Source organism: Streptomyces sp. HUAS TT7, from assembly GCF_051550175.1.
Taxonomy (GTDB): Bacteria; Actinomycetota; Actinomycetes; order Streptomycetales; family Streptomycetaceae; genus Streptomyces.
The window spans coordinates 5,434,260-5,452,509 of record NZ_CP196175.1; the positions used below are offsets into that span (position 1 = coordinate 5,434,260).

Annotated in this window: 16 protein-coding genes, 1 tRNA gene and 1 pseudogene; 16 read left to right on the forward strand and 2 right to left on the reverse strand. The window is 72.2% G+C overall.

What is annotated here, in order from left to right; translation table 11 throughout:
• Window positions 1-27: 27 nt before the first annotated feature.
• Window positions 28-1,113, reverse strand: a complete 1,086-nt coding sequence (locus tag ACSHXC_RS24575; RefSeq protein ID WP_438293662.1) for a Gfo/Idh/MocA family oxidoreductase — start codon at window positions 1,111-1,113, stop codon at window positions 28-30.
• 68 nt (window positions 1,114-1,181) lie between these two features.
• Here ACSHXC_RS24575 and ACSHXC_RS24580 point away from each other — a divergent pair, with 68 nt between their 5' ends.
• The 13 genes from ACSHXC_RS24580 to ACSHXC_RS24640 all read left to right on the forward strand — a co-directional run bounded on the left by ACSHXC_RS24580 (window position 1,182) and on the right by ACSHXC_RS24640 (window position 14,238).
• Window positions 1,182-2,282, forward strand: a complete 1,101-nt coding sequence (locus tag ACSHXC_RS24580) for an ROK family transcriptional regulator (RefSeq protein ID WP_438293663.1) — start codon at window positions 1,182-1,184, stop codon at window positions 2,280-2,282.
• Between the two features lie 268 nt (window positions 2,283-2,550).
• Complete coding sequence (locus tag ACSHXC_RS24585) at window positions 2,551-3,348, forward strand: hypothetical protein (RefSeq protein ID WP_438293664.1); 798 nt, start codon at window positions 2,551-2,553, stop codon at window positions 3,346-3,348.
• Window positions 3,349-3,463: 115 nt separating this feature from the next.
• On the forward strand, window positions 3,464-4,225 hold the full coding sequence (locus tag ACSHXC_RS24590) for a GntR family transcriptional regulator (protein ID WP_438296803.1): 762 nt from the start codon (window positions 3,464-3,466) through the stop codon (window positions 4,223-4,225).
• A 497-nt stretch (window positions 4,226-4,722) separates the two neighbouring features.
• Window positions 4,723-5,844, forward strand: a complete 1,122-nt coding sequence (locus ACSHXC_RS24595) for a TIGR03364 family FAD-dependent oxidoreductase (RefSeq protein ID WP_438293665.1) — start codon at window positions 4,723-4,725, stop codon at window positions 5,842-5,844.
• Between the two features lie 14 nt (window positions 5,845-5,858).
• Entirely contained in the window at window positions 5,859-6,584 is a 726-nt protein-coding gene (locus ACSHXC_RS24600; RefSeq protein ID WP_438293666.1) for a phosphonatase-like hydrolase, read from the forward strand.
• Entirely contained in the window at window positions 6,581-7,660 is a 1,080-nt protein-coding gene (locus tag ACSHXC_RS24605) for an ABC transporter ATP-binding protein (RefSeq protein WP_438293667.1), read from the forward strand. The genes ACSHXC_RS24600 and ACSHXC_RS24605 overlap by 4 nt, the downstream gene beginning before the upstream one ends.
• 178 nt (window positions 7,661-7,838) lie before the next feature.
• A complete protein-coding gene (locus ACSHXC_RS24610; RefSeq protein ID WP_438296805.1) occupies window positions 7,839-8,672 on the forward strand; it encodes a 2-aminoethylphosphonate ABC transporter permease subunit in 834 nt (277 codons plus the stop codon).
• Window positions 8,659-9,456 (forward strand): ABC transporter permease, encoded by a 798-nt coding sequence (locus ACSHXC_RS24615; RefSeq protein ID WP_438293668.1) that lies wholly within the window; start codon window positions 8,659-8,661, stop codon window positions 9,454-9,456. The genes ACSHXC_RS24610 and ACSHXC_RS24615 overlap by 14 nt, the downstream gene beginning before the upstream one ends.
• Before the next feature lie 28 nt (window positions 9,457-9,484).
• Window positions 9,485-10,561, forward strand: coding sequence for a 2-aminoethylphosphonate ABC transporter substrate-binding protein (locus ACSHXC_RS24620; protein WP_438293669.1), 1,077 nt, complete (start codon window positions 9,485-9,487; stop codon window positions 10,559-10,561).
• A gap of 164 nt (window positions 10,562-10,725) precedes the next feature.
• Window positions 10,726-11,505 (forward strand): HAD-IIA family hydrolase, encoded by a 780-nt coding sequence (locus tag ACSHXC_RS24625; protein ID WP_438293670.1) that lies wholly within the window; start codon window positions 10,726-10,728, stop codon window positions 11,503-11,505.
• Between the two features lie 99 nt (window positions 11,506-11,604).
• Window positions 11,605-12,180, forward strand: a complete 576-nt coding sequence (locus ACSHXC_RS24630) for a hypothetical protein (RefSeq protein WP_438293671.1) — start codon at window positions 11,605-11,607, stop codon at window positions 12,178-12,180.
• A 1-nt stretch (window position 12,181) separates the two neighbouring features.
• Complete coding sequence (locus ACSHXC_RS24635) at window positions 12,182-12,865, forward strand: class F sortase (protein ID WP_438293672.1); 684 nt, start codon at window positions 12,182-12,184, stop codon at window positions 12,863-12,865.
• A 329-nt stretch (window positions 12,866-13,194) separates the two neighbouring features.
• Window positions 13,195-14,238 (forward strand): glycoside hydrolase family 6 protein, encoded by a 1,044-nt coding sequence (locus tag ACSHXC_RS24640; protein ID WP_438293673.1) that lies wholly within the window; start codon window positions 13,195-13,197, stop codon window positions 14,236-14,238.
• An 89-nt stretch (window positions 14,239-14,327) separates the two neighbouring features.
• Here the strand turns inward: ACSHXC_RS24640 and ACSHXC_RS24645 are convergent.
• Window positions 14,328-14,401, reverse strand: a tRNA-Lys gene (locus tag ACSHXC_RS24645).
• A gap of 193 nt (window positions 14,402-14,594) precedes the next feature.
• Here ACSHXC_RS24645 and ACSHXC_RS24650 point away from each other — a divergent pair.
• The 3 genes and pseudogenes from ACSHXC_RS24650 (at window position 14,595) to ACSHXC_RS24660 (ending at window position 18,250) form a co-directional block, all read left to right on the forward strand.
• On the forward strand, window positions 14,595-16,208 hold the full coding sequence (locus ACSHXC_RS24650) for a peptidoglycan-binding protein (protein WP_438293674.1): 1,614 nt from the start codon (window positions 14,595-14,597) through the stop codon (window positions 16,206-16,208).
• A gap of 91 nt (window positions 16,209-16,299) precedes the next feature.
• Window positions 16,300-17,463: pseudogene (locus ACSHXC_RS24655) on the forward strand (SPFH domain-containing protein); the annotation flags it as partial.
• A 187-nt stretch (window positions 17,464-17,650) separates the two neighbouring features.
• Complete coding sequence (locus ACSHXC_RS24660) at window positions 17,651-18,250, forward strand: lytic polysaccharide monooxygenase auxiliary activity family 9 protein (RefSeq protein WP_438293675.1); 600 nt, start codon at window positions 17,651-17,653, stop codon at window positions 18,248-18,250.

An 18,250-nucleotide genomic window follows, 5' to 3' on the forward strand; every position in this document is an offset into this window, starting at 1 on the left:
CGCGGTGCGCCGCTGTGTCCCGGGCCCTCACAGGGCCAGCTCCACCGTCACGCCCTCGCGGGCCGAGCGGCGGGCCGCCTCCAGGACGTCCAGGGCTGCCGCCGCCTCGTGCGCGGTGACCGGGGGTTCGCCGCCCTCGCGCAGGGCCTTCGCGATCGCCGCGTAGTACGCCGGGTAGTCACCCGGGATCGTCCGGAGGGGGCGGCCGCCGCCGGTCTGGGGGGATTCTCCCGAGCCCACCCGGCCCCACATCGACTCCGGTTCCACGCCCCAGGGCTCGTCCACCGAAGGGCGCTTGCCCTCGCGCAGAGCCGCCTCCTGCGGGTCGAGGCCGTACTTCACGAAGCCCGCCGACGACCCCAACACCCGCAAGCGCGGGCCGAGTTGGGCGGTCGTCGCGCTGACGTAGAGGTGGGAGCGGACGCCGCTCGCGTGCGTGATCGCGATGAAGGTGTCGTCGTCGGCCTGGGCGCCGGGGCGGCGTACGTCGGCCTCCGCGTAGACGCGCAGCGCCGGGCCGAACAGGACGAGCGCCTGGTCGACGACATGGCTGCCGAGGTCGTAGAGCAGCCCGCCGATCTCGTTCGGGTCGCCCGACTCGCGCCAGCCGCCCTTGGGCTGCGGCCGCCACCGCTCGAAGCGGGACTCGAAGCGCTGGATCTCGCCGAGCTCACCGTCCGCGAGCAGGGCCCGCAGGGTCAGGAAGTCGTTGTCCCAGCGGCGGTTCTGGAAGACCGAGAGCAGCAGGCCGCGCTCCTCGGCGAGGGACGCCAGGTCACGCGCCTCGGCGGCGGTGCCGGCCAGCGGCTTGTCCACGACGACCGGCAGACCCGCCTTGAGCGCCTCGGTCGCGATCGGGACGTGCGTCTTGTTCGGCGAGGCGATCACGACGAGGTCGAGGCCGGCGTCGTACAACTCCTCGGGGGAGTTCGCGACGCGCAGGTCCTCGCCGTGCTCGGCGCGGGCCTGTGCCTGGCGCTCGGGGTTCGAGGTGACGACCGTGTCGAGGACGAGGCCGTCGGTCGCGGCGATCAGCGGGGCGTGGAAGACGGAGCCCGCCAGGCCGTAGCCCACGAGTCCCACGCGGAGGCCGTCGGTCTGGGGAGCGTTCATGGGATCCTTCATGACATCCACTTAAGCAACGCTGTTGCCAAAGTGCAAGCAAGAGGGACAATGGGTCGGTGAACAGGAGCAATACGGGTGCGAATCTGCCGGCGCTGCGCAACCACAACGCCGCGCTGGTCCTCGACCTGCTGCGGGCCGCGGGAGAGGCGGGCATCAGCAGGCTGGAGCTCGCCGAGCGCACCGGGCTCACCCCGCAGGCCGTCAGCAAGATCACCGCGCGGCTGCGGGACGAGGGCACGGCCACCGAGGCGGGCCGCCGCGCCTCGACCGGGGGCAAGCCGCGCACCGTGCTCAAGCTGGTGCCGTCCGCCGCGCACGCCATCGGCCTGCACCTGGACCGCGACGAGCTGACCGCGGTCCTCGTCGACCTCGCGGGCACCCTGGTCGGCGCCAGGACCGTACCGCTGGACCTCGGCGCGGAGCCGTCGTGCGTGGTGGAGGCGGCGGCCGCCGAGGCGGAGGCGCTGACCGGGGGGCGGCGCGTGCTCGGCGTCGGCGTCGCCATGCCGGGCCCGCTCGACCACGGCAGCGGGGTGCTGCACCGGGTCACCGGCTTCCCGCACTGGAACGGCTTCCCGCTGCGCGACGCGCTCGCCGAGCGGCTCGGCCGGAAGGTCTTCCTGGACAAGGACACCAACGCCGCCGCCCTCGGCCTCGCCCTGCGCGCCGGCACCCGGGCGGGCTCCTTCGCGTACCTCCACCTCGGTACGGGACTCGGCGCGGGCCTCGTGCTCGGCGGGGCGCTGCACCGCGGCGCCCGTACGGGAGCGGGCGAGTTCGGGCACCAGACGATCCTGCTCGGAGGGCCGGCGTGCGGCTGCGGCGGGCGCGGCTGCATCGAGGCGCTGTGCCTGACGGCGGTCGCCCGCGGGGACATCGCGGCGGCGGCCCGCTTCCTCGGCGTGGGCGCGGCCAACCTCGTCGGGCTGCTCGACGTCGACGAGATCCTGCTCGGCGGTCGCACGGTGACCGCGGACCAGGACACGTTCGTACGGGGTGTGGCCGCGGTCGTCGAGGAACGCGCCCGGCGCGGCGGCGCCCCCGAGGTCCCGGTCCGCCCGGCCGCGGGCGGACCGCACGCCGTGGCGGAGGGCGCCGCCCAGCTGGTCCTGGTCCCGGTCTTCGGCCGGGCGAATGTGGCGTACCCGCAGGCGTAGGGCCGATACGCGCCCCCGGAACGCAGGCGTCCGGAAAGCACACGCTCGGAAAGGCCAGCGCCCGGAACGCCCATACGAAGGCCCGATATTGGGCTGATAGGGCGGTCTTCCCCGGCGTGTCCCGGCATGCCCGGGCGGGGCGCGCGAGGCGGGACACGGACGCGTGGCAGGCTCGCGGGCCACGACCGGGTCCGACCGACCGGGAGGCGCCGACTCCGTACGGGCGGCGGCCCCGAGCCCCGAACGCCCCGAGCAGCAAAGGCTCCTCATGCGACTGCGCACTGCCCTCGTCACCGCAGTGGCCGCCGCCGCCATCGCCCCGCTCGCGGGGGTGGCCGCGGCCGACGACGGCGGCGGGCTCCCGTCCGGCCGGCACAACGTCGCGCCGCTCAAGCCGGTCGTCACCGCGGTGCCCGTCGAGCCGCCGCTCAACGTGAAGCTGCCCTTCTGTGCCGGGCGGACCGGCACCGCGTTCCCGCTGGACACGAAGATCCACGGCGGGCCCGCCGAGTACCACCCCGGCGGAGCGAGGCAGTCCTGGTCCCTCGATCTCACCAACACCTCGCACGAGGACTGCGACAGCATCCACCCCGTCCTCGTCCTGGTCGACCGGGACCGCACCCTCAGGAACGACCGGATCCGGATGGAGTTCGACGACCCGGCCACCGGCCGCAGGCACTCCGTGGCGTTCCTCAAGACCGACGAGGACGAGCACATCGGCGTCTTCGACGACGGCTTCCCCGGCTTCGTCATCGGCGCGGGCAAGACGCTCACCGTGCCGGTGCGGCTCGGCTTCACCGCCGACGCCGTGCCCGACCAGATCACCGCCAACGCCGCGATCGTGCAGCGCCGCGGCACCAACGGCCAGTGGGTGGGGGAGTCCGCCGACTACCGCTTCGACCTCGTCGCCGAGGGCGACCTCCTGCACCAGATCGACACCGAGCTCGCCGAGACCGGCCGGGGCAGCGCGCTCGCCCGCCTCGGCCTCATCTCCGCCGTGCTCCTCCTCGCGGGCGGCGCCCTGGTGACCGCGCCGCGCCGGTTCCGCATCCGGCGCCGCCGCTGAGCAGGGCGACGACCCCGGTTGTTCACATGCTCATGCGAGCATCGCCCCTGTGGAAAACCCGAACGACGCCCTGAACGACTCCTTGAGCTCGCTGAGCGACACCCCGTACGACTCCCTGACCGGCTACCCGGAGAATCAGGCCCCCGGCGCCCCCATCCGCTCCGGCATCCCGGAGCACGGACGCATCCCGAAGTACTACGCCGTCAAGGCCCAAGTCGCCCTGCTCATCGATGAGTTGGGGGAGGGGGACCTGCTGCCGACCGAGCGCGACCTGGCGCTGCGCTACGAAGTCGCCCGGGAGACCGTCCGCCAGGCGCTGCGCGAGCTGCTCCTCGAAGGGAGGCTGCGCCGCCAGGGCCGGGGCACGGTGGTGGCCGGCGCCAAACTCGAACAGCCCCTCTCGCTGGCCAGCTACACCGAAGGGGTGCGCCGCCAGGGCCGTACGCCCGGACGCCACCTCATCACCCTCGAACGTTTCCCCTGCCCACCCGCGCTCGCCGCCGAGACCGGGCTCGAACGGGGCGAGCCGGTCTGGCACATGGAGCGCGTCCTGCTCGCCGACGACGAGCGGATGGGTCTTGAGAGCACGTACGCGGCGGTCTCGCGGATGCCCGACCTGGACAGGGAGTTCACGCCGGACTCCTCCTTCTACGCCTACCTCCGCGATCGGCTCGGGGTCACGCTCGGGGACGTCGACGAGCGCATCGAGACGGTCCTTGCCACGCCGCGGGAGGCCCTGCTCATCGGCACGCCGCCCGCACTGCCGATGCTGCTCATTCATCGGGTTTCGCGGGATGCGGGGGGCCGCCCCCTTGAGAGGGTCCGCACCCTGTACCGGGGTGACCGGTTCTCCTTCACGACCCACCTCGGGCGGTAGCGGGGGTCGGTGGGGGTGGGCGGGGTTTTCGACTGCGGGCCGCCGGGGCGATTGCGCCCACGCGGCGGAGCCGCAAATGTCACAGCCCCGCGCCCCTAAATGCCATGCGCTGCGCGCATGTGCCTGTTCTTCGGCTGCGGGCCGTGGCTGGCTGGTCGCGCCGTTCCCCGCGCCCCCAGCAGGGTTGATGCTGGTCGGCGCCGGAGCATTTCAGCTTGTCCGGCGTTTGAGGACGAGCGCCCTTCAGGCGCGAACGGGGTCTGGGGCGGAGCCCCAGGAAACCTGGCTTCACCCTTACTCCAACCCCCGGAGGGTCTCGGGAAGGGGCGGGGTGGGGCGGCCTCCGGGGCCTGGGGCGGAGCCCCAGGAGGGGTTGGGTGCCGCGAGGCGCATGGTCACGGGTGCATAACGGGTCTAGGCCAAGCTTGGGGGGCCGTTCACCGGGGCGTTGCCGGATGGACCGGCGCGGGACACCCTCCCCGAGGAGCGTTGCCGCCGTGAGAGTCATCGTCGTTGGAGCCGGCGTGGTGGGAACCATGCACGCCTGGCACGCAGTGGAACGCGGCCACGAGGTCGTACACATCGAGCGCGAGAGCGAGGCGCGCGGGGCCTCGCTCCGCAACTTCGGCCAGATATGGGTCAGCGGCCGCGCGGGCGGTGAGGAGCTGGACACCGCGCTCCGCGCCCGCGAGCTCTGGGAGGGGATCGGTGAGCGCGTCCCCGGGCTCGGGTTCCGGCCCAACGGCTCGCTGACCCCGCTGCGTACCGACCTCGAACTCGCCGTCGCCGAAGCCGCGTTGGCCCGCGAAGACGCAGCCGCCCGCGGTTACAAGCTCCTCGGCGCCGACGAGGCCCGCGCCCTCAACCCCGCCCTGCGCGGCGAATTCTCCGCCGCCCTGTGGTGCGAGCGCGACGCCGCCGTAGAACCCCGTACCGCTCAACTCGCCCTGAAGGACGCACTGTTGGCGTCCGGGCGGTACACCTACCTCGGTGGGCGGGAAGTCCGCGAGGTGCTCGGCGGCAACGCCGTCCGGGACGATCACGGTGATGTGCACCGCGGTGACGTCGTCGTCCTCTGTACGGGGGCCTGGCTCGGCGGGCTCGTGCGGGAGCTCGTGCCCGACCTGCCCGTGCGCCGCGTACGGCTCCAGATGATGCAGACCGCGCCGCTCGGCGAGCCGCTCACCACCTCCGTCGCCGACGCCGACAGCTTCCGCTACTACCCGGCGTACGCGAGCGAGGCCCTCGACGCGCTCAACGCCGGACAGGCGCAGGACCCCACCGCCGCCGCGCACAAGATGCAGCTCCTCATGGTGCAGCGCAAGGACGGCGGGCTGACCATCGGCGACACCCACGAGTACGAGCACCCCTTCGCCTTCGACGTCCTGGAGGAGCCGTATGAGCACCTCGTCCGGGTCGTCGAGTCCTTCCTCGGCCGGCCGCTCCCCAAGATCCAGCGTCGCTGGGCCGGGGTCTACGCCCAGTGCACCGACACCTCGCGCGTCGTGCACCGCCAGCGGGTGCGGGACGGGGTGTGGCTGGTGACCGGGCCAGGCGGACGCGGCATGACGTGTTCCCCGGCCATCGCCGAGAAGACCGCGAACGAGCTGGGCTGGTAAGGGAGTTGACCACCATGAAGTTGACCACGATGAAGTCGGCCAGGATGAACGCGTACAACCTGGTCGTGCTCGACATGGCGGGCACCACCGTCGCCGACGGCGGACTCGTCGAGCGGGCCTTCGCGAGCGCCGCCGGGCGGCTCGGCGTCGAGCAGGGCTCGGCCGAGCACGCCACCATGCTCGACTACGTCCGCGCCACCATGGGCGAGTCCAAGATCTCGGTCTTCCGGCACCTCTTCGGCGACGAGGCCAAGGCCCGGACCGCGAACACCGCCTTCGAGGAGGCGTACGGAACGCTCGTCGACGGCGGGCTCATCGCGCCGGTCCCGGGCGCCCGCGAGGCGATCGAGAAGCTCAAGGCGCAGGGCCGCACCGTGGTCCTCTCCACCGGTTTCGCCCGCGTCACCCAGGACGCGATCCTCAAGGCCCTCGGCTGGCAGGACCTCGTCCCGCTCACCCTGTGCCCGGCCGACGCCGGAGGCCGCGGCCGCCCGTACCCCGACATGGTGCTCAGCGCCTTCCTCCGTACCGGCGCGGTCGACTCGGTCCGCGACATCGCGGTGGCCGGCGACACCTCGTACGACATGCTCAGCGGCGTACGGTCCGGGGCGGGCATCGTCGCGGGTGTGCTGACCGGCGCCCACGGGAACGAGGCCCTTGCCGAAGCGGGCGCCTCCCATGTTCTCGGCTCTGTTGCCGAACTCCCGGACCTGATAGCCGAGTTGGAGGCCGGAAGGTGAGCGGCGCGGCCCCGCCGGGTGCCGTGCGCAGCGGCATCCGCTTCGACGGCGTCACCGTCGCCTACCACGGCAACGTCGTCCTCGACTCGCTCGACCTCACCGTCGAACCCGGCGAGGTCATGGCCCTGCTCGGGCCCTCCGGCTCCGGCAAGACCACCGCGCTGCGCGCCGTCGCCGGGTTCGTCCAGCCGGTGCGCGGGCGGGTGTTCATCGGCGAGCGCGACGTGACCCACCTGCCGCCCCACCAGCGCGGTATCGGCATGGTCGTCCAGCAGTACGCGCTCTTCCCGCACATGCGGGTCGAGGACAACGTGGCCTTCGGGCTCAAGGCGCAGAAGGTCCCCAAGGGGCAGATCCCCGGACGGGTCGCCGAGGCCCTCGCGATGACCGGCATGGACACCTACGCCAAGCGCTATCCGCGCGAGCTCTCCGGCGGGCAGCAGCAGCGCGTGGCCATCGCCCGCGCGCTCGCCATCCGGCCCGACGTGCTCCTCCTCGACGAGCCGCTCTCCGCGCTGGATGCCCAGCTGCGCTCGGGGATGCTGACCGAACTCGCCCGGCTGCACCGGGAGTTGCCCGACGTCTCCGTTCTGTACGTCACCCACGACCAGGTCGAGGCGCTCACCCTGGCCGACCGCATCGCCGTCATGGACAAGGCGCGGCTCCAGGACTGCGGGACTCCGCAGGACCTGTATCGGAGGCCGCGTACGGAATTCACGGCGTCGTTCGTGGGCAACGCGAACCTGTTGCCGGTGCGGGTGGGGGCGGGGTCCGTGCTGTTCGGGGACACCGAGCTGTCCGTCGCCACCGACGAGGCTGCCTGGGGGGCGATGGCCACGCTGTGCGTGCGGCCGCACTTGGTCGGGCTCGGCGCCGGGCCCAACGCGCTGCGGGGGAAGATCGCGGAGGTGCAGTGGCGGGGGGCCACGCATCGGCTGTACGTCGATGTGGCCGGGCATCGCGTGAAGGCGGACGTGCGGGAGCTCCGCGAGACTCCCGCTCTCGGTGACGAGGTGACCCTGCACTTCGCGCCCCAGGATGGGGTGCTGCTGGGTGCGGGGGTGGCCGGTGGGTAGCTCGGGGCGGGGGAAGCTGGCCGGTGATCCGGCACTGGGGGCTGTGCCCACCCGCCCCCAAGGTCTTAAGGGCCAGGGAGGGACCCCCATCGCCCTGCGGAACGATTGCCCACAGCAAGAAGGGGAAGAGGGAGCGGGAGCGACCAGCGGTGGCCGCAGGCCAAACCGGGGAGCCGGGCTGGGCGGCAGGCGTCAACTGCCCACCCTGCTATGGGTGTTGCCCCCCATCGCCGTACTCGCCGCCGTCTTCCTCTACCCCCTCGCCCTCGTCGTCCGGCAGTCCGTCACCCCCGACTCCGGCGGCACCTCCCTTCAGCCCTACGCCGACGTGTTCGCCTCCGCCGCGTTTCGGGAGGCGCTCAGTACCACCGTCTGGCTGGCCGTCGGGGCGACCGTCGGGTGTCTCGTGCTCGGGTTCGTGCTCGCGCTCGTCATCGCGTTCGTGCCGTTTCCCGGCGGAAAGGCCGTCGCCAAGTTCATCGATGTGTTTCTGTCCTTCCCCTCCTTTCTGATCACGCTCGCGCTGCTGTTCATCTACGGCACCGTCGGCATGGCCAATGGGCTGTGGACGGATGTCACCGGCGCGCACAGTGGGCCTTTTCAGTTTCTGACCACGCCCTGGGGGGTGCTGCTCGCGGAGATCACATATTTCACGCCCTTCGTGATGCGCCCGCTGCTCGCCGCGTTCTCGCAACTGGACACCGCCCAGCTGGAAGTGGCGTCCTCGCTGGGCGCGCGGCCGGCCAGGATCGTACGGCGGGTGATCCTTCCCGAGGCGCTGCCCGCCCTCGCGGCGGGCGGCTCGCTGGTGCTGGTGATGTGCCTGAACGAGTTCGGGATCGTGCTGTTCACCGGTGCCAAGGGCGTCACCACGCTCCCCATGCTCGTCTACAGCAAGGCGATCCTGGAGTCGGACTATCCGGCCGCCTGTGTCGTCGCCGTCGTCAACATCGCGATATCCGTGGGTCTTTACGGCCTCTACCGGGTGGTGAGCCGTCGTGTTGGTGCATAGCCGGGGTGGCCGCTGGGCCACGTACATCGTCTTCTTCGTCCTGTTCCTGCCGGTCTTCGCGCTGCCGCTGCTCGTCATCGTGGCCGCGTCGTTCGCCACCAGTTGGTCGAGCGTCTTCCCGTCCGGGTTCACCACCGGCAACTACGGTGCGGCGACCGCCGGGGATTCCCTCCAGGCGCTCACCACCAGCCTGATCACCGCCCTCGCGGCGAGCGTCCTCGCGCTGACCGTCGGCTCGTGGGCCGCGCTTGCCGCGGCTGCCCTGAAGAAGGGCGGACGGCGGTTCATGGACGCCCTGTTCGTGCTGCCGGTCGCCGTGCCGTCGGTGGTCGTCGGGCTCGCGATCCTCGTCGCGTTCTCCAAGCCGCCGGTGCTGCTCAACGGAACGCGCTGGATCGTGATCCTCGCGCACACCGTTCTTGTCATGGCGTTTGCCTACCAGTCGGTTTCGGCCGCCATCCTGCGTCTGGACCCGATGTACGAACAGGCCGCCGCCAGTCTGGGCGCCCGGCCGCATCTGGTCCTGTGGCGGGTGAAGCTGCCGCTTCTGCTGCCGTCCCTGACGGCCGCCGCAGGCCTCTGCTTCGCCCTGTCCATGGGCGAGTTGAGCGCCACCATGATGCTCTACCCGCCGGACTGGACCCCGCTGCCGGTGCAGATCTTCGCGGCCACCGACCGCGGCTCCCTCTTCACCGGCGCGGCTGTCGCCGTGGTGCTCATGGGGACGACGCTGCTCGTCCTGCTCGCCGTCTCCCGCATCCGTACCAAAGCCTCCTTCCGCTGACCCGAGAATCTCAGGAGTCCCGAACGTCATGCACAGAAACACCCTCACCGCGCTCAAGCCGGTCGCCGCCGTCACCGGCAGCCTCGTCCTCGCCGCCACCCTGTCCGCCTGCGGCGGCGACTCCTCCGCGGACTCCAACGCGAAGACCGTCACCGTCTACAGCGCCGACGGCCTCAAGGGCGAGAAGGGCGACGGCTGGTACGACAAGGTCTTCAAGGACTTCGAGGCGAAGACCGGCATCAAGGTCAAGTACGTCGAGGGCGGCTCCGGCGAGATGGTGCAGCGCGCCGTCCGCGAGAAGTCCAACACCCAGGCCGACGTGCTCGTCACGCTGCCGCCGTTCATCCAGCAGGCCCAGGACAAGGGGCTGCTCCAGAAGTACGTACCGGCCGGCGCGGACAAGGTCGACGGCGGCGCCAAGTCGCCCGACGGCATGTGGACCTCGGTCGTCAACAACTACTTCGGGTTCGTCTACAACAAGAAGGAGCTGAAGGAGGCCCCCAAGAACTGGGAGGACCTCCTCGACGCCAAGTACAAGAACAAGATCCAGTACTCCACGCCGGGCGTCGCGGGCGACGGCACCGCCCTCGTCATCAAGGCCATGCACGACTTCGGCGGCAAGGAAGCCGCGATGGACTACCTGCGCAAGCTCCAGGCCAACAACGTCGGCCCGTCCGCCTCCACCGGCAAGCTCGCGCCCAAGGTCGACAAGGGCGAGCTCCTCGCCGCCAACGGCGACGTACAGATGAACTACGCCCAGGCCAAGACCATGCCCAACCTCGGCATCTGGTTCCCGGGCACCGCGAGCGGCACCAAGCCGTCCTCCTTCGGGCTGCCGTACGCGGCCGGCCTGGTCAGCAAGGCCCCGCACGGCGCCAACGGCAAGAAGCTCCTCGACTACATGCTGAGCGAGGAGGCGCAGAAGGAGGTCAGCGAGATCGGCGGCGGCTTCTCGGCCCGCACCGACATCAAGGCCACCGACGCCAACGCGGTCGCGCTCGGCAAGCTGATGCAGGGCGTCGACATCTTCCAGCCCGACTGGATGGACATCTCGAAGAACCTTCCGGCGTACGTGGACGCGTGGAAGTCCGCCACCGGAAGCTGAACGGTCCCGGAAACCGAACGGTCCGGACGGTGATCGACCAGGTCGGGATCGGCGGATCCTGACTAGGCTGGGGGCGTCGGCAACGCACAGCGCGGTGCGCCGGCGTCCCCAGCTCATCGCTCAGCAGCGCGCGAAGACCGCGCAGAACGCAGGAGTCCGCACCCATGGCAGAGCGCAAGCCGATCGAATCCTGGCTCACCGACATGGACGGTGTCCTCATCCACGAGGGCACCCCCATCCCCGGAGCGGACGCCTTCCTCAAGACGCTCAAGGAGTCGGGCCGCCCCTTCCTCGTCCTCACCAACAACTCGATCTACACCCCGCGCGACCTGCACGCCCGCCTGATGCGCATGGGCCTGGACGTGCCGGTGGAGAACATCTGGACCTCGGCGCTCGCCACCGCGAAGTTCCTCGACGACCAGCGACCCGGCGGCACCGCGTACGTCATCGGCGAGGCCGGCCTGACCACCGCGCTGCACGACATCGGGTACGTCCTGACCGACCACGAGCCGGACTACGTCGTCCTCGGCGAGACCCGTACGTACAGCTTCGAGGCGCTCACCAAGGCGATCCGGCTGATCAACGCCGGGGCCCGGTTCATCTGCACCAACCCGGACGAGACCGGACCGAGCCAGGAGGGCCCGCTGCCCGCCACCGGCGCGGTCGCGGCCCTGATCACCAAGGCGACCGGCAGGAAGCCGTACTTCGCGGGCAAGCCCAACCCGCTGATGATGCGCACCGGCCTCAACGCGATCGGCGCGCACTCCGAGACCAGCGCCATGATCGGCGACAGGATGGACACCGACGTGCTGGCCGGTCTTGAGGCCGGCATGCAGACGTTCCTGGTCCTGACCGGGCTGACCCGGCCGGAGGCCGTCGAGTCGTACCCGTTCCGCCCGTCGAAGATCGTCGACTCGATCGCGGACCTGGTGAAACTGATCTGACCCGTCCGGGCGGACGGCGCGCCCGTCCGGCCGAGCCGCCACGCCCTCGGGGTGCGGAATGCGGGCTCGCACGTGAATCTCGGTTGCAGGAGGTTCACGATGCGCATGCGCCCCATCACACTCTGCGCGGCCGTGGCGGCCGCCGCCCTGACCGTGCTGCCCGCGTCCCCCGCGGCGGCCGAGTCCGAGCCGCACGGATCGGTGCGGGTGTCCCCGAGCACCACGGCCCTGGGAGGGGAGGTGGATCTCCGCGTCAGCGTGTGCAGCGGCCGCGAGGCGATCGGCACCTCCGACGCCTTCGTGTCGGAGGCCCGCTTCCGGCCCGCCTCCGACGGCGGCCTGTTCGCCCGGGCCCGGATCCGTTCGGACGCGCAGGGCCGCGACTACGACATCTGGGTCCACTGCAAGGACAGCTCCGGCAAGGCGAGCGGCCGCCTCACCGTCGTCCATGGCGACCGCGACCGCGACCGGGACCACGATCGCGACCACTCCCACGCCACCCCGTACCGGCCCGTGCACGCGGGCGGCGGCGGTGCGGCGACGCAGGCCGCGGGCCAGGCCAAGGAGCAGGGCCCCGGTACCCGGCACGCGGTGATCGGCCTCGCGCTCGCGGCCGTCGCGGCGGTCGCCGTGGCGTCCCGCAGCATGCGGCGCCGGCGCGGCGGCGGCGACTGAGATGTCCTCGGCACGGGGCAGCGGGCGGTCGGTCACCGGCCTCGCCTGGGCCGTGCTGCTGCTCGGCCTGTGGCTGTGGGGCCGGGACGCCTCCAGTGGCTCCGGCAGTACGTCGGCGCCCACCACGGGCGACATCGCGGCGGTGGGCCGCCCGCTCGGCGAGCCGCTGCCGCCCGCGCACGAACCGCTGAAGGGCGCACCCCCGCAGCGCGTGGAGATCCCCTCCATAGGCGTGGCCGCGCCGGTCGTGCCGCGCGGTCTGGACGCCGACGGCGCGGTCGACCCGCCGCCGTACGACCGGCCCGGCACGGTCGGCTGGTTCGGCAGCGGGATCCGGCCCGGCGAGGCGGGCGCGGCCCTCCTGGTCGGGCACGTGGACACCAAGAGCAAGCCGGCCGTCTTCTACGGCCTGAGCGCGGTCCGCACGGGCCAGCACATCAAGGTGACCCGCGCCGACGGCTCGGTTGCCGAGTTCACCATCGACGACGTCCAGGTCTTCCCGCGCAGCCACTTCGACGCGGCGAAGGCGTACGGGCCCCGGCGGCGCGGGCGCGCCGAGCTGCGCCTGATCACCTGCGGCGGAACGTACGACCAGCAGACGAAGGCCTACACCGCGAACGTGGTGGTCTCGGCCTATCTGACCGACGCGAGGGACGCGGCCCCTTCGAAGCCGCCGAAGCCCTGAGCGCCCCGCGCGGGAGGCCGGGCCCCGACCCCGCACGGCCACCGGGCACCTGGCCCGGCCGACGGCCCGCTCCCCCCGGAGCCGCCGACCGGGCTGGTCCTCGACCGCCGGCGCACGGGCTGCGGGAGAAGCCCGGCACCGCCGCGGGAGGTTCGGGGCCTGTGTCCGGACACAGGCTGTCAGTGCGGTCGGGAGCTTGTGAGGCGACCGGGGCGGGGGTCGACACCCCCACTCTAGAACGGATGTATGCCCGTGGCCTAGGTCCAGTTGACGCCAAGTCCCTTGACGAACACGCTGAGTTGAGATCCGGTAGGGGTGGCAGTCCTGTGATGCGGCCGTACAACTCGGCTTGGATTAGCCGGAGTCGGCCCAGGACCGGCCTTCGAGCCTGCGCCCTGGTCGCCGCGGCGGCCCTCCTGGCCGCGGGCTGCGGCGGCTCCGGCGAGGAGCCGGCCCCGAGCGCAACACCTTCCGAAGCGTCCCAACTCCAGCCCGCCACAGGTGAGTTCTGGGTGAACCCGGACACCGGTGCGGCCCGCCAGCTGGCCGCGTACACGAAGGCCGGTGACGCCGCGAAGGCCGCGCTCATCAGGAAGATCGCCGAGCAGCCGGTGGGCGAGTGGATCGCCGGGAGCGATCCGCAGGCCAGGGTGCGCGGCTACACCGAGGCCGCCGCCAAGGCCGGCCGCACGGCGCTGCTCGTCCTCTACAACATCCCGCACCGCGACTGCGGTCAGTTCTCCAGGGGCGGCGCCCCCGACGACGACACCTATCGCGACTGGGTCGACCAGGTCGCCCGCGGCATCGGGGACCGCCCCGCCACGGTCGTCCTCGAACCGGACGCCGTCCTGCACCTCGTCGACGGCTGCACGCCCCACGTGTTTCACGCTGCCCGGTACGCGCTCCTGAAGGGCGCCGTCGAGCGGCTCAAGCGGCAGCCGGCCACCAAGGTGTACGTGGACGCGGGCAACGCGGGGTGGCAGTCGCCCGGCTCCCTGGACGAACCGCTGCGGCGGGCGGGCATCGAGAGCGCCGACGGGTTCGCGGTGAACGTCTCCAACTTCCAGACGACGCGGGCGAGCCGCGAGTTCGGGGAGCACCTGTCGGCGAAGGTCGGCGGCAAGCACTTCGTGATCGACACGAGCCGCAACGGCAACGGCCCCTATACGCAGGGCGACCCCGCCGAGAACTGGTGCAACCCGCCGGGCCGGGCGCTCGGCGAGCGCCCGACGACGGACACGGGGCTCGGCTCGGTCGACGCCTACGTCTGGGTGAAGCGCCCGGGCGAGTCGGACGGCCCGTGCCGGGGCGGCCCCCGGGCGGGCGAGTGGTGGCCGGAATACGCCCTGGGCCTGGCGAGGAACTCGCGCTGAGCGATCCGCCAGGAGCGACGAGCGGTCGCACCGGGCTCCGGGAACGACCGAGGCCCCCTCGCGCTGGGCGAGGGGGCCTCGGTGGTGCGTGCGCCGCCAGGGACTCGAACCCCGGACCCGCTGATTAAGAGTCAGCTGCTCTAACCAACTGAGCTAGCGGCGCCTGCTGACTCGGAAAACTTTACCGGACTCCAGAGGGTGGTTTTGACCAGCGCCACGCTGTCAGATGTTCGTTTTATCCGTTTCGTTCCGTCAAAATGCGACTCATTATGACAATCGCGACACAGCTGTCCGTGCGGAAGTGCGGAAAAAATCTTCGAAGTCTCCGAGAGCGGAACGAGCGGGAGGGGGAGCGGATGAAGGCCAGTGCACCCGGGCCGGTGTTCGAGGACTACGAGCCCGCGGGAGAGTGCGGCTGCCCCGGCTGCGCGGACCGGCGGCGGCTGCGGCTGCTCCCGGTGCGCGACGGCGGCCACCCCGCGGCGAGCGGCGGCGCCCGGCGCGCGCTGGTCGCGGCCACCGCGGCCTCGGTGGTGCTCGGCGGCTCGGGCGTGGCCGCCGCCGTCCCCGTCCCGCTGCCCGGAGGAAACGGCCCCAACATGGCCGCCGACCCCGGGCCGCCCACCGAGCAGGGCGGCCCGAGCGGGCTGCACGGCGCGCCCGGCAAGCCCGCGCACGCGCCCGTCAAGCCGCGCCCGATCACCCGGGCCGAGATCATCAACCGGGCCAAGACCTGGGTCGCCGCATCGGTCCCGTACAGCATGGACGCGTACTGGACGGACGGGTACCGGCAGGACTGCTCCGGCTATGTGTCGATGGCGTGGAACCTCGGCACCAATGAGTGGACGGGGAGCCTGGACGAGTTCGCCGTGCGGACGACGCGCAACGCGCTCCAGCCCGGCGACATCCTGCTCTTCCACAACCCGAGCAACCCCAACAAGGGGTCGCACGTCGTGATCTTCGGTGGCTGGACGGACCACACGCACAACTACTACACGGCCTACGAACAGACCCCGCCCGGCACCCGCAAGCAGGCCACCCCGTACGCGTACTGGAAGAACTCGGCCAAGTACGTGCCCTTCCGGTACAAGGGGGTGGCGGCCGGCGGTGGAGGCGGCGGAGCGACCGTCGCGGAGACCGGCACGGAACTGCAGAGCCTGGCGTTCCCGGGCGCCGCGAAGTTCGGGCCCGGCGCCGACAACAGTTACGTCACGCGGCTCGGCCAGATGCTGGTGCTGCGCGGCGGAAGCCGTTTCTACAGCGAGGGGCCGGGGCCGCGCTGGACCTCGGCCGACCTGAACGCGACCCGCGCCTTCCAGGAGGCCCAGGGCTGGACCGGTGCCGAAGCCGACGGGATCCCGGGGCCGCAGACCTGGGCGCTGCTCGTGCAGGGCGGCGGCAAGGACATCGCTCCCGAGGAGGGTGGCCCGGCCCCGGCCAAGCCGCAAACCCCGGCCAAGCCCTCGGCCCAGGTTCCGACTCCGGTTCCGGTTCCGGCCAAGCCTGAGGTTCCGGCCAAGCCCCCGGCTCCGGCTCAGGACTCGGCGTCGGTTCCGGCGCCGGTTCCGTCTCCGGCGCAGGCCCCGGCCCCGGTTCCGGCTCTTGTTCCTGTTCTTGTTCCTGTTCCGGCTCAGGCGTCGACCCCGGCCCCGGCTCAGGACTCCACCACGGCCCCGGCGCAGGCTTCGGTACCGGTCCCGGCCCCTGCCCCGGGCGGTTCGCAGGCCATGCGGCCGGCGTACCCCGGCATGCGCTACTTCCGGCCGGGCCAGGGCAGCCCGTACGTCACCCAGCTCGGCCGGCAGCTCGTGAAGAAGGGGTTCGGCAGGTACTACACCGAGGGGCCCGGGCCGCGCTGGAGCGAGGAGGACCGGCGCAACGTCGAGGCGTTCCAGCGGGCCCAGGGCTGGTCCGGCGCGGAGGCCGACGGCTACCCCGGCCCCGAGACCTGGCGGCGGCTGTTCGCATGACCGCAGCACGGCACGGCGGCACGGACGGCACGACGCGATGACCGCAGCACGGCAGCACGGCATGACGGAGGGAACGACGAGCATGCAGACCCCCACCCCGACCCCGCCCGACGGCGCCGAACCGCCCCGGACCCCCGCCGTCGCGGTGCCGGGTGCCGGGCGCAGGGTGACCGTGATCAGCAGCGAGAACACCGCCGCGATCCCGCTCCACCTGCTGTTCCGCGACGCTACCCGGCTCAACCCGGTCGTCCCCGCAGCGGATCGGACCGCCCCCCGCCCGGTCGTGAGGCCGCCGAGGCAGGCGGGCGCGCGCACCGTCGTCGCGGCCCCGGCCAGGCCCGCGCCCCCGGTCGATCCGGGCATCGCGGAGCGGCCGGGCCCGACGCTGCCCGGCGGGACGGCCGTCGCCGCCGGGACCCTCGCGCTCGCGGGCTGCGCGGCGCTGATCTGGCGGACCGGCGCCCTGCCCCCGCCGGTGGCCATGCTGCTGCGGCTGCCCTCGTACCCGTACCACGGGATCGGCCTCGGACAGTGGGGGCTGCTCGCCCTCGGGGTGACCGTGGCGGTGCTCGCCTTCGGCGGGCTCGGGCGCGGGCACGTCGGGTACGCCTGGGTGCTCTCGCTGTTCGGCGACTACCGGGGGACCGTGCGGCGCACCGGTCTGGTGTGGATGAGCCCGCTGCTCCTGCGCCGCCGGGTCGACCTGCGGCTGCGGCACTGGCGCAGCGAGCCGATGGCCGCGGTCGACGCGAACGGGACCGCGCTGCGGGTGGTGGTCCTGGTGGTGTGGCGGATCCGGGACACCGCGCGGGCCGCGCTCGCCGTCGCCGACCACGAGAGGTATCTGCGCCAGCAGGTGGAGGCGGCGCTGGCCCGGGTCCTCTCGCAGCTCCCAACCGACGCCTTCCACGAGGACGCGCCCACCCTGCGCAACGCGGAGGCCGTCGGCGACGCGCTGACCCGCCTGCTGAAGTCGGAGGGGGAGCCGGTCGGCATCGAGCTGTACTCGGCGCAGCCGACCCGGATCGAGTACGCCCCCGAGGTGGCGGCGGCCATGCGCCGGCAGCGGGTCGCGGCGATCGACGCCCGCCACCGGGACGCGGTGCTGACCTCGGTGGTGGACGCCGTCGAGGACACCGTGCACCGGCTGACCTCGCGGGGTCTGGTCGAGCTCGACGACTACGAGCGCAAGGCCCTGGTGAAGGACCTGACGGTGGCGTTCTACACGGGGCGGGGGACGGGGGAGGGCGGCTGAGGGCACACCAGGGGCACACCGGGGGCGCCGGGAACACCTGGGGATGCCGGAATCCGGTTCGGCGCTTGGCCTGGACACGCTCAACTCCCGTGAATAGTCTGGGAGTTGGTCTAGACCGGAATATGAGATACCGCACGCGTGCAGCTCCATCCAAGGAACTCCCCCACGTTCTCCAGGAGTGGTCAGCATGCGAAAGAAGCAGCGGCTCGGTGCCGCTGTGGTGGGGCTTGCCGTCGTCGGCGCGTCCCTGCTCGCGACCGGCAGTGCGAGCAGCCACGGGTACGCCGACCAGCCGATCAGCCGGCAGAAGCTCTGCGCCAACGGCACGGTCACCAACTGCGGTGACATCCAGTGGGAGCCGCAGTCCGTCGAGGGCCCCAAGGGCTTCCCGGCGGCGGGTCCCGCCGACGGAACGATCTGTGCGGGCGGCAACGGCAGATTCGCCGAGCTGGACGACCCGCGCGGCGGCACCGGCTGGCCCACCACCAAACTGACGGCTGGTCAGACCTACACGTTCCGCTGGCAGTTCACCGCCCGTCACGCGACGACCGACTTCCGCTACTACCTCACCAAGCAAGGCTGGGACCCGAGCCAGGAACTCACCCGGGCCGCGCTCGACACCCAGCCGTTCCTCATCGTCCCGTACGGCGGGAAGCAGCCCCCGGCCACGCTCTCGCACGACGGCACCATCCCCGCCGGCCGGACCGGCCACCACGTCATCCTGGCCGTGTGGACGATCGCGGACACCGGGAACGCCTTCTACGCCTGCTCGGACGTTCAGTTCTGA

Excerpts from the sequence above, each read along its gene's own strand:
- ACSHXC_RS24660 (WP_438293675.1), top strand. The coding sequence starts at position 17,651 with ATGCGAAAGAAGCAGCGGCTCGGTGCCGCTGTGGTGGGGCTTGCCGTC.
- ACSHXC_RS24635 (WP_438293672.1), top strand. The coding sequence starts at position 12,182 with ATGTCCTCGGCACGGGGCAGCGGGCGGTCGGTCACCGGCCTCGCCTGG.
- ACSHXC_RS24575 (WP_438293662.1), bottom strand. The coding sequence starts at position 1,113 with ATGAACGCTCCCCAGACCGACGGCCTCCGCGTGGGACTCGTGGGCTAC.
- ACSHXC_RS24620 (WP_438293669.1), top strand. The coding sequence starts at position 9,485 with ATGCACAGAAACACCCTCACCGCGCTCAAGCCGGTCGCCGCCGTCACC.
- ACSHXC_RS24600 (WP_438293666.1), top strand. The coding sequence starts at position 5,859 with ATGAAGTTGACCACGATGAAGTCGGCCAGGATGAACGCGTACAACCTG.
- ACSHXC_RS24585 (WP_438293664.1), top strand. The coding sequence starts at position 2,551 with ATGCGACTGCGCACTGCCCTCGTCACCGCAGTGGCCGCCGCCGCCATC.
- ACSHXC_RS24650 (WP_438293674.1), top strand. The coding sequence starts at position 14,595 with ATGAAGGCCAGTGCACCCGGGCCGGTGTTCGAGGACTACGAGCCCGCG.
- ACSHXC_RS24640 (WP_438293673.1), top strand. The coding sequence starts at position 13,195 with ATGCGGCCGTACAACTCGGCTTGGATTAGCCGGAGTCGGCCCAGGACC.
- ACSHXC_RS24630 (WP_438293671.1), top strand. The coding sequence starts at position 11,605 with ATGCGCATGCGCCCCATCACACTCTGCGCGGCCGTGGCGGCCGCCGCC.
- ACSHXC_RS24625 (WP_438293670.1), top strand. The coding sequence starts at position 10,726 with ATGGCAGAGCGCAAGCCGATCGAATCCTGGCTCACCGACATGGACGGT.